Annotated in this window: 12 protein-coding genes; 1 reads left to right on the forward strand and 11 read right to left on the reverse strand. The window is 39.8% G+C overall.

Going from position 1 to position 16,593, the window contains the following annotated elements; translation table 11 throughout:
* Nucleotides 1–118: 118 nt before the first annotated feature.
* From ACP8HI_RS12740 to adhE, 4 genes are all read right to left on the reverse strand, one after another.
* Entirely contained in the window at nt 119–2,206 is a 2,088-nt protein-coding gene (locus tag ACP8HI_RS12740) for a copper amine oxidase N-terminal domain-containing protein (protein ID WP_438351427.1), read from the reverse strand.
* Nucleotides 2,207–2,435: 229 nt separating this feature from the next.
* Nucleotides 2,436–3,176 carry a pyruvate formate-lyase-activating protein gene (pflA, locus tag ACP8HI_RS12745; RefSeq protein WP_438351428.1) on the reverse strand — a complete coding sequence of 247 codons (741 nt, stop codon included), beginning with the start codon at nt 3,174–3,176 and terminating at the stop codon, nt 2,436–2,438.
* A gap of 47 nt (nt 3,177–3,223) precedes the next feature.
* Nucleotides 3,224–5,485, reverse strand: coding sequence for a formate C-acetyltransferase (gene pflB / locus ACP8HI_RS12750; protein ID WP_438351429.1), 2,262 nt, complete (start codon nt 5,483–5,485; stop codon nt 3,224–3,226).
* A 241-nt stretch (nt 5,486–5,726) separates the two neighbouring features.
* A complete protein-coding gene (adhE, locus tag ACP8HI_RS12755) occupies nt 5,727–8,339 on the reverse strand; it encodes a bifunctional acetaldehyde-CoA/alcohol dehydrogenase (RefSeq protein ID WP_438351430.1) in 2,613 nt (870 codons plus the stop codon).
* 378 nt (nt 8,340–8,717) lie between these two features.
* On the opposite strand from adhE, the gene ACP8HI_RS12760 reads away from it, so the two are divergent.
* On the forward strand, nt 8,718–9,434 hold the full coding sequence (locus tag ACP8HI_RS12760) for a Crp/Fnr family transcriptional regulator (RefSeq protein ID WP_438351431.1): 717 nt from the start codon (nt 8,718–8,720) through the stop codon (nt 9,432–9,434).
* A 168-nt stretch (nt 9,435–9,602) separates the two neighbouring features.
* Here ACP8HI_RS12760 and ACP8HI_RS12765 read toward each other — a convergent pair whose 3' ends face one another.
* The 7 genes from ACP8HI_RS12765 to ACP8HI_RS12795 form a co-directional block, all read right to left on the reverse strand.
* Nucleotides 9,603–10,388 (reverse strand): formate/nitrite transporter family protein, encoded by a 786-nt coding sequence (locus ACP8HI_RS12765; protein ID WP_438351809.1) that lies wholly within the window; start codon nt 10,386–10,388, stop codon nt 9,603–9,605.
* A gap of 52 nt (nt 10,389–10,440) precedes the next feature.
* The gene (locus ACP8HI_RS12770) at nt 10,441–10,767 is read right to left on the reverse strand and encodes a nitrite reductase (NAD(P)H) small subunit (RefSeq protein WP_438351432.1); all 327 of its coding nucleotides are present in this window, start codon (nt 10,765–10,767) and stop codon (nt 10,441–10,443) included.
* A 64-nt stretch (nt 10,768–10,831) separates the two neighbouring features.
* Complete coding sequence (gene nirB / locus ACP8HI_RS12775) at nt 10,832–13,273, reverse strand: nitrite reductase large subunit NirB (protein ID WP_438351433.1); 2,442 nt, start codon at nt 13,271–13,273, stop codon at nt 10,832–10,834.
* Between the two features lie 226 nt (nt 13,274–13,499).
* Nucleotides 13,500–14,219, reverse strand: coding sequence for an iron-sulfur cluster repair di-iron protein (ric, locus tag ACP8HI_RS12780; RefSeq protein ID WP_438351434.1), 720 nt, complete (start codon nt 14,217–14,219; stop codon nt 13,500–13,502).
* A gap of 161 nt (nt 14,220–14,380) precedes the next feature.
* The gene (locus ACP8HI_RS12785; protein ID WP_438351435.1) at nt 14,381–14,698 is read right to left on the reverse strand and encodes a winged helix-turn-helix transcriptional regulator; all 318 of its coding nucleotides are present in this window, start codon (nt 14,696–14,698) and stop codon (nt 14,381–14,383) included.
* Nucleotides 14,699–15,028: 330 nt separating this feature from the next.
* The gene (locus ACP8HI_RS12790) at nt 15,029–15,205 is read right to left on the reverse strand and encodes a hypothetical protein (RefSeq protein ID WP_438351436.1); all 177 of its coding nucleotides are present in this window, start codon (nt 15,203–15,205) and stop codon (nt 15,029–15,031) included.
* Between the two features lie 374 nt (nt 15,206–15,579).
* Nucleotides 15,580–16,548 (reverse strand): sugar phosphate isomerase/epimerase family protein, encoded by a 969-nt coding sequence (locus tag ACP8HI_RS12795; protein ID WP_438351437.1) that lies wholly within the window; start codon nt 16,546–16,548, stop codon nt 15,580–15,582.
* Nucleotides 16,549–16,593: the final 45 nt, after the last annotated feature.

Here is a 16,593-nt window from a genome sequence, read left to right on the forward strand (position 1 = left end):
CTCAGCTAAAAAATGACGCCTTACGAGAATTTTTTATGACCGTTATCCGTCTTCGTGAGAAAAATAAAGAGACCTCATATTTCTACGAGGTCCCTTTATGATTACTGCAACTATGTTATTACTTTCGTTCAGGCATTTGTGAAAACACGAGATTCACTGGCAAATTACTACCTGGAGCTGCTGTGAACCAAATCTCGACACGTTGCTCTTGGGCACCTGTGCGATAAACCACACTGTTGTCATAAGGAGTTAGGAGTGATCCTGCGACTCCACTACCTTCAGGAACAGATACGATATTCCCATTCACCAAGATCATTCCCGAATACTCTCCCCCACGTGGATTGAACGTGATAAGTGTATTCGCAGCAACTCGGTTCATACTAATCTTATACATAACTCCAAAGTTACCTCGATTGGACTCTACCTCACCTGTCATAGGGTCCACACCAACAAGATTGGGATCTCCGTTGTTATCGCCCAAAGAAATACGAGCAGGAGTCAAACCAACTACATCATCGTACTCAATAATACGTGTTGAATCAGAATATGTCCCACGAGTATGAACATCTCTTCCAAGATCCATTAAGTATGGAAGACTCACAAAAGGATCTTTATTCGCTTCAAGCATTATGACTGTATATTCAATAGGAGAATCACTTTCTACATCAGCTAATAATGAAATAACCTGCGTCGGGGTCATTTTAAATGCATTTAATTCGTTCAGAATAATTTTGCTTTCACCCGGAGCAATCGAAACGGACTCTTTCACTAAAGGATTTTGCATGGATTGGAAATAACGTTGCACCGATAGCTTACCTACTAGTGCTGCATATATATTCGGACCAGCAAATCCAGAATCCAGAACATCAATCGTTGCTGGTAATTCATTCTTATTCGTAGCAATGACATACATTTTCACATCAACTGCCATAGCGTTAACGTGATGAATCATAAAACGCGCTTTACCTAGTGTCGTCTCACGATAAACTACACCTTCGGAATAGACTGTTTCAGGGCTATTACTACGTAACAACGTTACAGGTTCTGAAGACACCCGATACGGCACTTGATTCATCGTAGGTATATTGGCACCATCAAATCTGTATTGACCTCCAATAGGTGTAAATAATTTATTGAAATCTGGTTCGCTATATAAGCTTTCATTTGTAATATTAATCGTCTTCTCGTAATGTCCTTCTGCACCATACCCATCTGTTACTGTCAGTTGAACCTTGACAGGACCCGCTTTAAAAAAGGCCAACTGTTTGTTCATCCAATCTCTTTTCACAATATTGTTCTCATCATCCGTACTTTGATCTTTAATCGTAATGAGTTCACCCATTTTATATTCATCTTTATCTGTCGTAAACATAGCTACAGGTGGTAAATTAGGTGCTTTCACTACGATTGTCAATGAATACGGATCGCTCCATTCTCCATTACTATCAAGTACGGAATAAGTTACCTTGTGAGTTCCAATCTCCTGAAAGATATCTTCTCGGCCTTCCCAACGTTCTTCAACGATAGGCAGTCCTTTAGGCGATGATGCGTAGGTTACATAAGTCACAGTTGTTTCTCCTGCAACAATCACTTTCTGCTGGATCGTAAACGAAGCAACAGGTTTCGTTGAAAGACTAAGAATAACTCTCTTTTGTACCGAATCATAGAAATAAGGAATATTAAGTGCTTGTGTAATAGAAGTCAATGGAACCATAAATATATTGTTGTCCTGGTAAGCCGCTCCTTTCATTTCTTTCGAAACACCATTCACGGTATATTTATTACTGTCAGTTTTGAATCGTAATTCATTATCTCCACTTATAATAATAGTCTCTTTAGTCGTACTGTTATACGTAAGATTAAGACCTACACGATCTACCATAGAACGAAGAGCAACATAAGAAACACCACTCTTTACCGCCATAGGCCGACTCGCTGTATACAACTTACCATCTTGAAACATTTTAGCACTGTTTATCATCATGATTAATTCACCTGAATGAACTGAAGCATTTTGTGTTCCATCTGCCTCCATTTCCGGGGAAATGATTACAGGCGTATCCTCATCGTTATCCGTTTCATATACCGCCTCAGTAACTGCTGCATTGTGCTCTACCGGAGTGAAACCGTCGGCATTTACTGGATTAACTAAAGTAATCTGTGTTACTGCAAAAATCGCTAAAAAAGTAAGTTTCTTGAAATTCATCAGTATGCTCCTCTATTCCCTATTTCTGTCTAATGTTAATACTCATCTCACATAAGTAATAGACGCAATTTAACACAAAAGGTTGCTGTTAAGCAACAATGAAGATACAACTATTTAATACTTCACACATTTACTACCTTTTCATAACAATCCCTACACTACTCGCACAAGAAAAAGAGGATGTCCCCCAACCCTATTTCATGGTTTCTGGGACACCCCCACTATTAAACTAATTTACTGCATATGATTGCTTGCGACCTTCTGCAATAAGACGATAGGCACGCTGAACTTCTTCTTCGCTAGGAGATGGAACACCCTGTAGTGGATATTCTTTACCCATAGCTTCCCACTTATAGACGCCCATCTGATGATAAGGTAGAATCTCAAATTTCTCTACTCCATTTAATGTACCTATAAACTGACCTAAATGGACAAGATCCTCTTCTTGATCATGTATACCTGGAACATAAACATGGCGTATCCACATCTTATGACCATGTTCTGATAACCACTGTGCCGTTTTGAGAGTTTTCTCATTACTTTTAGAGGTCAACTTGATATGCTTCTCATCATCTATGTGCTTGATATCTAAAAGCACCAAATCAGTAACATCCAATAAATCCTTAATTTTATCTGGATCATTAAAGCCGTTACTATCTAAAGTCGTGTGAAGATTCCAACGATTCTTAACCTCTTTAAATAGTTCAGCAACGAAACGGGGTTGTAGGCTAGGTTCGCCTCCCGAGACTGTAAGGCCGCCTCCAGATGATTGATAGTAGTTAATGTAAGGCTCAATCTCTGATAGAGCTTCTTCAACAGTCATTTCTTTGCCCTCATTCATCCCCCATGTATCGGGGTTATGACAGTATTGACATTTCATAAGGCAACCCTGCATAAATAGGACAAAGCGGATACCTGGTCCGTCAACCGTACCGAAGGTCTCCAAAGAATGTACATGCCCTTTAATCATATGAAGTCATCCTTCCCGCATCCGCTGTCTTAAAAGTATATTACTAATTACATTGAACCGTGGAATGTACGATTGATAACATCCATTTGTTGTTCACGAGTTAATTTAATGAAGTTAACCGCATATCCAGAGACACGAATCGTCAGCTGTGGATATTCTTCTGGATGTTCCATCGCATCCATCAGTTGTTCACGATTAAATACGTTAACGTTAAGATGGTGAGCACCGCTACCAAAGTAACCATCCATCATTGCAACAAGATTGGATTTACGCGTTTCTTCTTCTTTACCCAATGCTTTAGGTACGATGGAGAATGTGTTAGAAATACCATCTAAACTATCTTCATAAGGTAGTTTAGCAACAGAGCTTAATGAAGCTAAAGCACCTTTCTTATCGCGTCCATGCATAGGGTTCGCACCTGGTGCGAACGGCTCTCCCGCTTTACGTCCATCGGGTGTAGTTCCTGTTTTCTTACCATATACTACATTTGAAGTAATGGTCAAGATAGATTGTGTTGGCAATGCGCCTCGATAAGTTTTGTTCTTACGAAGCATACTCATGAATGTTTCTACAAGTTCTATGGCAATGTTATCAACACGATCATCATTGTTACCATAGCAAGGGAATTCACCTTCAATTATGAAGTCAATTGCAATACCCTTTTCGTTACGAATCGGTTTAACTGTCGCGTATTTGATAGCACTAAGTGAATCCGCTACAACAGATAGACCAGCAATACCACATGCCATAGTACGTAGAATATCACGGTCATGTAGAGCCATTTCAATTCTTTCATAAGCGTATTTATCATGCATGTAGTGAATAACGTTCAAAGAGTTCATATAAAGTTTAGAAAGCCATTGCATCATAGGTTTGAAACGTTTCATGACTTCGTTGTAGTCCAGAACATCTCCAGTTATTGCTGGATATTCCGGCCCTACTTGTGCTCCTGATTTCTCATCTATACCACCATTAATTGCGTACAACATACATTTTGCAAGGTTGGCACGGGCACCAAAGAATTGCATTTGTTTACCGATGCGCATGGCGGATACACAACAAGCAATACCATAATCATCGCCATAGATAGGACGCATTAGATCGTCATTCTCATATTGAATTGCACTGGTTTCAATAGATACTTTAGCACAATATTTCTTAAATGCCTCTGGAAGCTGTTCTGACCACAACACAGTCAAGTTAGGTTCTGGAGCTGCACCTAGGTTATACAATGTATGAAGGAAGCGGAAGCTGCTCTTCGTAACACGTGTCTGCCCATTAACGGACATTCCTCCAATGGACTCTGTGACCCATGTTGGATCTCCACTGAACAATTCATTATAATCAGGTGTACGAAGGAATTTAACCATACGTAATTTCATAACGAAATGGTCAACCAATTCTTGTGCTTGTTCTTCTGTCAAAGTACCTTCAGCCAGATCACGTTGTACATATATATCAAGGAATGAGGATACGCGTCCAAGAGACATCGCAGCACCATTTTGTTCTTTAATCGCAGCCAAGTATGCGAAATATAACCATTGGAATGCTTCTTTAGCTGTATTAGCAGGTCCAGAAATATCAAACCCATGCATCTCAGCCATCTTCTTCAATTCAGCAAGGGCACGAATTTGTTCCGAAAGTTCTTCACGCAGGCGAATAACCTCTTCATCAATGACGTCAACTTCCATATCATTCAGTTCATTCTTCTTGTCTTGAATAAGGAAGCTAATACCGTAAAGTGCTACACGACGATAGTCACCAATGATGCGACCACGACCGTATGCGTCAGGAAGCCCTGTAATAATACCCGCTTTACGAGCAGCTCTCATATCAGATGTATAAGCATCAAATACACCTTGGTTGTGCGTTTTACGTATATTACTAAATGTATTAATTACATCTTCAGATAGTTTGAAGCCATACTCTTCACATGCGTCAATCACCATACGAATACCGCCTAATGGTTGAATCGAACGCTTGAATGGTGCATCGGTCTGCACCCCAACAATTTGTTCTTTGTCTTTAGCTAAGTAACCTGGATTGTGTGAAGTAATTGTAGCTGGTGTATTCACATCAACATCAAGCACACCGCCATTATCTCTCTCTTGCTTCGTTAAGTCTGATACAATTTCCCATAAATCTGTCGTATTCTGTGTTGGTCCAACTAAGAAAGATTCATTGCCAGTATAAGGAGTAATGTTTTTGAATATAAAGTCATTAACATCGACCTTTCTAGACCATTTTCCCTCTTTGTAACTTCTCCAACCTGACTGTACTTTCTTCATTTCTTTTTCAATCACCGACATCTTAATCCCTCCATCTATATATTTATATTTCATTTAGAGATCATGAGTTTGAAGGTATCTCAAGTCTCTTGGATTCTAGAATGTAATTTTTTTCACAATTAATGTAACTAGTAGTATTCTAGATCCTTTATCTATTATTAGCTTACTTTAAATACTAGTAAATAACTGTGACAAATATCACTTTCAAGGTGATATTTGTCACGTTAAATTAAAACTTATTCAATTATACTTATTAGCTACTTTATTCAAATCTTCCGTAGAACGCATCTCTGTACACATCTGCAAGTTCTGTAACTAATGGCATCTTAGGATTTGCTGTTGTACATTGATCTTCAAAAGCACGGTCTGCCAAGTATTCAACACCAGATTCGAATTCCTTAGGATCAAAACCTAATTGTTGGAATGATTCTTCGATGCCCAGCGTTTTGTTCATCTTACGAATGGCATTAATTAAGCTATTTACACCTTCTTCAGTCGTACGTGCAGGTAATCCAAGGATGCGTGCAATTTCAGCATACCGCTCGTCTGCTACAAAGTGCGAATATTTCGGGAACGAAGCAAACTTCGTCGGTTTCTTGGCATTGTAACGAATGACGTGTGGCAATAGAATTGCATTCGTACGGCCATGGGCTGTGTGATATTTACCGCCCCATTTATGCGCTAAACTGTGGTTAATTCCCAAGAACGCATTGGCAAATGCCATCCCCGCAATGGTCGACGCATTATGCATTTTCTCGCGAGCCAGCTTATCGCCTTCCAATGACGACTTCTCAAGATATTCGAACACCAATTGGATCGCTTTAATAGCAAGACCGTCTGTGAAATCATTAGCCATAACAGATACATAAGCCTCGATCGCATGTGTTAATACGTCCATACCTGTATCAGCTACTGCTACCCGTGGTAACGAGTATACGAACTCAGGGTCAACAATCGCTACGTCAGGCGTTAATTCATAATCTGCCAGAGGATACTTCGTGTTACCATGATTTTTATCTGTAATGACTGCAAAAGAAGTAACTTCTGAACCCGTACCCGATGTTGTTGGTATAGCTACGAATTTAGCTTTTTGACCAAGACGTGGATATTTGTAAATCCGTTTACGAATATCCATGAATTTTTGTTTCAAACCGTTGAAATCTGTATCTGGATACTCATAGAATAACCACATTGCTTTGGCAGCATCCATAGGAGATCCACCACCTAGTGCAATAATGCAATCAGGCTTGAACCTATTCATCATGGCAGTACCGCGATCTACTGTATCTGTCGATGGATCTGGTTCTACCTCAGAGAACACTTCAATGGCGACAGGAGTCTGACGTTGACGAAGATAATGTTCAACTTTCTCAACATATCCTAGTTTCACCATCATTGGGTCTGTAATAATAGCTACACGAGTAATATCAGGCATTTTGGCAAGGTATTGTGTTGCACCCTTTTCGAAATAAATCTTGTTCGGGACTTTAAACCATTGCATATTCACGGTACGACGTGCCACCCTCTTTATATTAACCAAGTTGACTGCTCCCACGTTAGTAGAAACGGAGTTGCGACCATACGATCCACAACCAAGAGTCAATGATGGTAGATTTGTATTATAGATATCGCCAATTGCGCCGTGAGTCGAAGGAGAATTCACAATAATCCGACCTGTTTGTAGGCGATCCGAGAACTTCATGATGACATCTTCATTATTCGAGTGAATAACAGATGAGTGACCCATACCACCAAATTCAACAATTTCAACTGCTCGAGTAATCCCTTGTTCAGCATTCTTCACTTTATAGCAAGCTAATACCGGGCTTAACTTCTCAGCAGACAATGGATACTTCGTACCCACACCTTCAATCTCAGCTACCAATATCTTCGTTCCCACTGGAACTTGAATACCAGACATTTCAGCAATCTTCATTGCAGATTGACCAACAATAGCAGGATTAACTGCACATTTTTCTACATTCATTGCACCGGCTGTCAGCTTGGCAACTTCTTCTTTATTTAAAAAGTAACAACCATTCGCAATCATCTTTTTCTTCACTTGATCAAAAATAGGTTCTTCTATAATAACAGCTTGTTCAGAAGCACAAATCATACCATGGTCGAACGATTTCGAAAGAATCAAATCGGTTACTGCTTGATCAATGTCGGCACTTTTCTCAATGAAACAAGGAACGTTTCCAGGACCTACACCAAGCGCCGGCTTACCACAACTGTATGCTGCTTTTACCATTGCAGATCCACCCGTTGCTAAGATAAGAGCAATACCAGGATGATTCATAAGGACGTTTGTTTTCTCCATCGTTGGCTCTTCAATCCATTGAATACAATCAGCAGGTGCACCTTGGTTCACGGCAGCTTCTAGCAGTATTCTTGCTGCTTCACTACTACACTTTTGCGCTGATGGATGGAATCCAAATATAATTGGGTTACGAGTCTTAATGGAAATGAGCGATTTAAACATCGTTGTTGAAGTTGGATTCGTTACAGGCGTGATTCCCATAATTGTTCCGACAGGCTCAGCAATCTTTTGGAAGTTTTCATATTCATTGTCTTCAATTACACCCACTGTTTTATCGTACTTAATACTGTGGTAAATGTACTCTGTCGAGAACATATTCTTGGTGATCTTGTCTTCATAGATCCCTCTACCTGTTTCTTCCACTGCTAATTTTGCCAGGTACATATGTTGGTCTAATCCTGCAAGCGCCATCGCTTTAACAATGTTATCAATTTGTTCTTGGTCCATTTCCATAAATGCTGCTTGCGCTTTATCCGCTTTGTCAATCAAGGACTGAATATATCCCTCTGCTCCTTGTTTCTTCTCTTGGATAACTTCATTTTTAACTGCCATTTCGTCTCATCCTCCCAGTAAATATATGGTTATCTCTTTCTTGATTTCATCATATCATATCCGTTTAACAATTCATAGTGAAATATTTCACAATCTTTAAATTATTTTCATACTTCTTTCATAACGCTTTCATTTCTATTCTATGCATATTTATCCACACCGTTTTATATACAAGGTGAAACAGACTCCTCACAGTTTATACTCTACCCTATAGACTTTATAATTGTTTTTCCTTATTATACGTATATAAAAGTGAAATTTATCACAATGTTTTATAATTCGCCACTATTAGGGGGATTTATCCCCCCACAAATGTGATTTTTAGCGGTATAATTAGTTTAAATTTAACAGAAAATTAAAGATAAGGGGTTAACGACTATGACTGCATATATGAATGTTATCGAAGCCCGTGGAAATACAAGCTGTTTTTCCGAATCCAATTTTAATCATCTACTCGTCGCTATGAAGGATCGCATTATTCCTGAGGGATCGCACCTTTTTTGGGAGGGAGATTTGTCTGATAAACTCTATTACATTAAACGTGGCCGCATTAAGTTGACCAAATCTACGGACGAAGGTAAAGAACTTATACTATATATGTATCAGACAGGAGATTTGGTAGGTCAAGCCGATCTATTCTTTAGCACCAAGCACAGCTTTAATGCTGAAGTACTGGAAGAAAGTGAAGTCGGTGTCATTGAGCATAAAGATTTGGAAATGTTGATCTGTCAGCATTCTGAGTTCTCTATTGATTTCATGAAATGGATGGGTATCCATCATCGTCTTACACAGACTAAATTCCGTGATTTGATGTTGTATGGTAAACCAGGTGCCCTTTGCTCCACTTTAATTCGACTTGGTAACACTTACGGCGAGAAGCAAGGTGACAATATACTCATTAACAAAAAAGTGACCCATACCGATTTATCCAACATGATCGGCGCTACTCGTGAAAGCGTCAATCGGATGCTTAGTGATCTACGTAAAAAAGACGCTGTAGAATATGATGGCGGACTGATCGTTATTAAGAATCTCGCTATGCTCCGAGAGATCTGCCACTGTGAGCTTTGCCCAAATGAAATTTGCCGGATATAGGGAATACTAAGATTTCAAGGACGCCTAACGGCGTCCTTCTTAACGTGAACAATAGTGACTCTTCTTAAGGCTCCGCAAAAAAAAGACAAGCCATAAGGTTATCCTTGGCCTGTCGTTTTAAAGTTGTGCTCGCTTGTTGCTTGGTTCAGAACATTACAAGTTTGAATGTTATTTCTTTTTACTCCGCACAGGTGAAATAAACCAGTATGCCATACCTACGAACAGACCCCCACCTACAATATTTCCTAATGTAACAGGTATCATATTATGAAACCAACCCGCGATTGAGATAGTCTCTGGGTGATTCGGTAGTAAAGTAGCTAAACTGAGCAGCGTCATATTAGCGACACTATGCTCAAACCCACTCGCAATAAAGGCAAATAGACACCACCAGATGAGAATTAATTTTGCGACTTCTTCTTTTGCCCGCATTGACATCCAAATCGCTAAGCATACTAACCAGTTACAAAGAATACCCCTAAAGAACAGTTCCATCACAGGTAGGTTCATCTTTTTTGCGGTTGCCGCAAAGAGTAAGTGCTCCGCAGGGATATCCTTGAATATCCCTGCACCTAGAACTAGTAAGCTCAGCACAATGGCACCTAATAAATTCCCTATAAATACGACAGTCCAGTTCTTAAGCGTATCTCCAATCGTAGTCTTACCTGCCAGTGTACTTGCCGTAAAGAACATATTATTTCCCGTAAATAACTCTGCACCAGCAAATATAACTAATGTAAGCGCAACTCCGAAGGAAGCACCCATAACAAGTGGTTGAAAGGCAGATTTAACTACAGCTAATGGCCCACCAAGTGAAAAGATTAGAATAATCCCCACCCCTATATAGGCACCTGCTAATGCAGCAGCTATCGTGTATCGTATTAAACTTTCATTCATCTTTTCTTTTTTCTTAGCAGCTGCCTCTACAATGGTCTCTACACTTTGCGTATACAGGCGGATCACCTCTTCAATTGGATATAAGGCTACATTAACCTTGGGCTATTCATTATACATAAAAGCCAATTTGAACTTCTTCATTCTTCACAATGACAGGATATGTTACAACTTGCCCTGTATCTGGCGCTTGCACTTTACCAGTAATCAGATCAATCTTCCAGTCATACAAGGGATCATAGATATAATGTCCAGATACGATCGCTTCGGCCAATGGTCCTCCCTTTGGATGTGGTGACTTGTTCGCCACAGCATATACATTCCCGTCCGTTATGCGAAATATAGCGATCTCCTGACCTTCAATAATAACAACTCGACCTAGTTGCATCAAGCACTCATCAAGCGATCCTACAGAATAATAATTCGTTGTCATTTCCATTAGATAAATCTCCTTTCTAAATAGCAATTATAATGCAAGTTTCGAACACGTACGGATAGTGTCATTATTTCACCAGTACTGCAGTTGTATGATCTTCAAATAGCGCTGCACGTGTTTTGTCATCATTAAGCATCTTTTTCCACGGGTCTTCTACTTGTTGTAGAGCAATTTCAATTCGTTTAACGAGCTCTTTACGGTTATCCTCATTATCCAATATGACAGCTTGAATCTGCACAAGCCCGATCCGTTCTACCCATTCGGAAGTTCTTTCTAGATAATTACCAGTTTCTCGATAGTATTGCATAATAGCTCCACAAATTTCAATCAGTTCTTCATCCGTTTTCACTTTACAGAAGCTATCCGCAATTCGCGGCTTGATCCCTCCATTACCTCCGATAAAGATCTCCCATCCCCCGTCATTACCAACAATACCGATATCCTTCGTACAAGCTTCCGCACAGTTCCGCGGACAACCATTCACAGCGTATTTAAATTTCGCAGGTAAATCGAGGCGCTCGAATTTACGCTCTAACAGTGCTCCCATAGACAAAGAGTCCTGTGTTCCAAATCTACAGAATTGGGAACCCACACATGTTTTGACCGTACGTAGCGATTTGGCATAACCATAACCTGAAGGCATATCAAGTTCTTCCCATACTTTTGGCAAGTCTTCCTTCTTGACGCCAATCAGATCCAGCCGCTGCCCACCGGTAACTTTAACAACCTTAACCTCATATTTCAATGAAACATCCGCTATTTTTTTAAGTTCCTCTGGTGTTGTTACACCTCCATACATCCTTGGAATGACCGTATACGTTCCATCTTTTTGGATATTCGCGTTCATTCGTTCGTTGACAAAGCGCGATTCTTTCTCATCTTCATGAGTCTCAGGATTTAACATGTTCAAATAGTAATTGATTGCTGGACGGCACTTAGAGCATCCCTCTTGATTACTCCAACCAAGTACATTCATGACCTCACGAGTTGTAGATAATCCCTTAACCGTAATCTCTGCTACTATTTCATCCCTATCGAGTGCAGTACAACCACAAATGCCTTCTTTAGCCGCTGTCTTGAATCCATCCCCTAGAACATACTGTAGAATTTGCTCAACAACCGGCTTACATCCTCCACATGAACGGGTTGCGCCCGTACAAGCTTTAATTTCATCTACCGTTGTTAGCCCTTGATCTGTAATCACATCGACAATCGCCTTCTTAGTAACGCCATTACATCCGCAAACAATTTCATCGTCTGCCATCGTCTCTATCGATGATTGCTTATTAGCGCCACCACCGCTACATCCAGTTCCCATGATCGTACTATATATATCATCCGTCATTTCAGATTGTTGCTTAATCAATTTTTGTAAATTTGCAGACTCTGTTACATCCCCGAACAGCACAGCGCCGATAATGACATTGTCACGTAGAAGAATTTTCTTATAGGTTCTTTTCCACTCATCTTTAGTAGAAATCACGATATGTTCCGGTCCTTCAACAAACTCACCTGCTGAGAATACGTCGACACCAGAGATTTTCAGCTTCGTTGCCACAATAGAACCTTCATAAGGAGATGTGGCAACTCCGCATATATGCTTAGCCAATACATGTCCTTGTTCAAATAATGGAGCTACGAGCCCATAACATACTCCCCGATGTTCCGTACACTCGCCGACGGAATACACATCTTCCAATGAAGTACGCATATAGTCATCTACAACAATCCCTCGTCCCACTTCCATATTACTAGCTTTGGCAAGTGCTATGTTCGGTTTAATACCTACCGCCATCACAACAAGGTCAGCATCCAATATACTACCGTCACTGAAACGCAACCCACTTACTCGCTCTTCCCCAATTAGCTCTGAGGTTTGTTTACCCATAGCAAATTTTATCCCTTGACGTTCCAATTCTGCCTGCAACATTGAAGAGGCACTACGATCTAATTGGCGTTCCATAATATCTTCCATCAAATGGACAACCGTTACATCCATCCCTAGATTCACTAGCCCTTTTGCCGCCTCCAAACCTAAAAGTCCACCCCCGATGACAGCAGCCTTTTTATACTTCTGAGCAGCATCCATCATCTGGTTACAGTCATTAATATCCCTAAAGCCGATAACGCCTTCTTTATCACTCCCAGGAATCGGTAATATAAAAGGATTTGATCCTGTCGCGATGATGATCTTATCATACGTCTCCGTCATACCATTGTCCGTAGTCACTTTCTTACCTACCGGATCAATATGTGTCACCGTAGTTGTCGTATGCAGTGTAATTTGATTATCTGAATACCAGTTCCAATCATTCAAAACAATATCATCGACCGTCTTACTACCTTCCAGAACGTAGGATAGCATGATCCGGTTATAGTTAGGATGTGGTTCACTACCAAATACCGTAATATCAAATGAATCGCTAAGTTTCAAAATTTGTTCAACTGTACTTATGCCTGCCATTCCATTCCCAATCACCAATAGCTTTTCTTTTTGTTGTTGTTGCATGTTTGGAAACCCTCCTTCTGTGCTCTTCTTGCCTTATTAAATAAAGTATAACAGCTTAAAAAATATAGATTGTGATTTCGTTCACATTATATGTGAATTATATCACAAGTATGTTCACAATTTAAACTATATCCGTATATTTTTAACGTCAATCCGATTGACATGAACAGAAATAGCGAAAAAGGATAGATTTGAAGTCTCAATCTCTATCCTTTTTCGCTGTCCATTAAGCTTGAAAACGTGGAAATAAAATATTATTCTCCAAATGCACATGTTCAAACGTCATTCGCTCTAGTTCTGCTAGTCTTTCATACGTGATACGATATGTAGTACACGCGTGAGCTGGAGGTGTGAAATCATTCGTAATTTCCCTGATCTCTTTTAGAATATCGCCAGCTTGGTCATGCTCATCTTCTAATTGTGCAATTGAATCTTGAAGTTCTTTACTTGCAGACTCTTCAAATTGTTGTTCTAGAGCAACCATTCGAGGGAAGAATCGTTCTTCTTCATCAGCTGTATGCTCAAGTAATTCATCTTTCAATCTTGTATACAGAACGTGCAATTGTGCCAAATGTAGATCTTGATTACCATGAACTCTGTTAACTCTTGTAACATTCTTATATATTTCAGGAAGTTCTTCACGTAAGTAATCATGATGTTTACTCACAATGTAATCAATCAAAGATGGAGAGTCCATTTCTACGAAATTCTTCATTCCATCCTTATCATCGTTTAGACCTGAGTGCTTAGCAGCTAATTGGTTTATCTCTTCTAGTACTTGATCAATGTCCAGACCTCTTTCCTGAACGGCATCCATAAGTGGGCGCTTACCGCCACAACAGAAATCAATCTTATGATCTCGGAAATAATCACTAGCCTTTGGAAACTTTATAACAATATCACTTACGATATGATCAGCGCTGAAAAGAAGAGCTTCAACTGACATGATTAATTCCTCCTAGGTATCTTTTCTAGTCTTACCTATTCAGGCTATACCTAGAAGGACAACAGGGTTGTGATTGTAATCACAAGGGAAATCAAAAAAACCTCATTTCAATAAATAAAAGAGGTTTCAAAGTCGATACTTCCGCTCAATTTCCATTTCGCTTAATCGATCCAACTCTCTGCCCATGATTGGATCTGATCCATAACAGGCTTTAACCCTCTGCCTTTATCCGTTAGTTCATACTCTATTCGCACCGGAGTTTCCGGATATACATGACGAACAAGTATTCCTTCTAATTCCAAATCCTTCATCCGTTCCGATAACATCTTATCACTCATGGAAGGTATTAAATTAGAAATATCTTTAAATCTTTTGGGTCCATTCATCAGTCCTTGAATGATTAATCCATTCCAACGCTTGCCCAAAAAAGAGAAAGCTGTTTCAAATCGTGGACACATCACTATTTGATTAATTTCCATGAACTCTTCACCTCTTTGTAAGTATACTTTGATATCCGTCTCTGCCGAAATATAAGAAATAGAGTATCAAGTAAAACTTATACTTTCTTATATTTTAATTAAATGACATGATCATATCATTAAAAAGCTTTCGATTAGTTAGTATATTTCATTTTACCACATTCATCACTTTTTTAAAACATTCAATTTGGATGTTTAATAATATACTCAGCCTATTTTCAACTTTATTTCTCTAGTTACTATTAAGAAAATTGCCTTTCGGCGTACTTGGTGAAAGAGTTCATATAGTGAAGAAGTTTACATTTACGATGCCAGTGATACATTGTATCGCTAGCAGGTATGAGCTGCGACACCAACACCATCACCAATAGTCACCTTCCGCCTCCACCATTCACTATTAGGTGTAATAAGTACAACTGAATTCAACCCAATCCCTCTAAAGCTAACTTTAGTTGCATGGAGTACATCTAAATTACTGGAAACTCCACTTTTCAGCGTTATCGCCATTTTTAACTGTCCTTTGTACAACTAATTCTCTCTTTCCCTACTTTTACTGCTAATTAAATGTACTTTCTGCATCTATTCTAGCCTCACCTTCACTACCTTCATGCGCGAAGCATTGTTCGTCACTCTAACCTCCCCACTCTATGCCTATTCCACTGGATTACATCCGCAATTTAAGATCTTTCATGGAATATAGATGGAATTTGGTGGCTGTCGTATCGGCTATTCAAGTGATTTCAACACCTCTTATAGACTTTTAAAAATCATAAAGGATAGAGCGGGAAGTCCTCCAAAAAATTCACACTTTATATTATGTGTAAAAAAACGGCTACCTCTCGGTAGCCGCCCTCCATTTACTCTTAGATTAAATGGTATTTCTATACCCACCACATATCGCCAAGTGGCTCTTCAATGAGAACTTGTTGAAGATTCTCCACAGCCTTAGAGAAGCCTTCCTCAACGGACATCAGACCATCCTCATGTTCAATACTTACGACGTAATCATAACCAACTAAACGCAACGCGCTCATGATATCAGCCCATGTTTTGATGTCATGACCATAACCTACGCTACGGAACTGCCAAGCGCGATCAAGCATTTTCTCATAGGATTGCATGTCTGTAAGACCATGTTTATTCACATTAATTGGATCAATCACCGTATCCTTTGCATGGAAATGGTGAATCGCTCCTTCACGACCTAGAATGTGTATAGCCTGTACTGGATCAATACCTTGCCACCACATATGACTTGGATCTAGGTTGGCACCAATCGTCTCACCCGCTGCTTCACGTAGACGAAGAAGAGTAGCTGGTGTATGCACGGAGAATCCTCCATGAAGCTCAAGTCCGATTTTTACATGATGCTCTTTAGCAAATTTAGCTTGTTCAGTCCAATAAGGAATGACCTTATTCTCCCATTGCCATTTCAATATCTCTTGATAATCATTCGGCCAAGGTGCAACCGGCCAGTTCGGATATTTAGCATCCTCGTGGTCACCAGGGCATCCTGAGAAAGTATTCACCACAGGTATTTCAAGCTTCTCAGCAAGTAGAACCGAATTCACGAAATCATCGTGATCCGCCTTCGCTAGATGCTTCTGTGGGTGAAGCGGATTACCATGACAGCTAAGTGCACTGATCGTAAGTCCACGTGATTCTACTGCTCTTTTGAAATTCTTAAGCTCTGTCTCATTGTTCAGTAGATCTGCTGGATTACAGTGTGCATTGCCCGGATTTCCACCCGATCCGATTTCAACAGCCTTCAGACCCTTTGAAGCTACATAGTCTAACGCATCCTCTAACTTACGACCACCAAACAACACCATAAATACTCCTAATTTCATTGTTACTCCCCCTTATTCTCATTCATACTTCATAATAATATAGAT

The sequence above is a fragment of the Paenibacillus sp. FA6 genome (assembly GCF_051550225.1).
Classification (GTDB): Bacteria; Bacillota; Bacilli; order Paenibacillales; family Paenibacillaceae; genus Paenibacillus_AQ.